This window comes from Rhodopirellula sp. UBA1907, assembly GCF_002337565.1.
GTDB lineage: Bacteria > Planctomycetota > Planctomycetia > Pirellulales > Pirellulaceae > Rhodopirellula > Rhodopirellula europaea.
This window is the reverse complement of the sequence record NZ_DDGH01000083.1, coordinates 187952-188318: the sequence shown is the minus strand read 5'-3', so window position 1 is coordinate 188318 and position 367 is coordinate 187952. Positions and strand designations below refer to the sequence as shown.

Here is a 367-nt window from a genome sequence, read left to right as displayed (position 1 = left end):
CCACCGCTGAGAGTTTCTGGTCGTCGTGGCAGCCAGGCGGGATCCAGGTTGAGCGTTTGCAGGATCGATTGAATCTTTTGGTTCGTTTCCGTTGCCGATGGGCGACGACGTAGATTCGCTCGACATGCGATCTGGAGCGTTTGTTCGACCGTCAGATGCGGGTACATCGTGTCGTGCTGGAACAGCAGCCCAACGTCTCGCTTTCTAGCCGTGATGCGGGTCACGTCGTATCCGTCAATCGCAATCGAACCGCGAGCGGCTTCCAGCAACCCCGCGATGCAGTGCAGCAACGTGCTCTTCCCGCAACCGCTTGGCCCGAGCACAACGCAGTACTCGCCCGGGACCAGTGCCAGATCAAAGTCGTCGA

Annotated in this window: 1 protein-coding gene; it reads right to left on the bottom strand. The window is 59.4% G+C overall.

Annotated features, from left to right (window positions below; all coding sequences use genetic code 11):
- Nucleotides 1-367: ATP-binding cassette domain-containing protein (locus B2R17_RS18315; RefSeq protein WP_286765122.1), on the bottom strand; the 367-nt coding region annotated here is incomplete at both ends.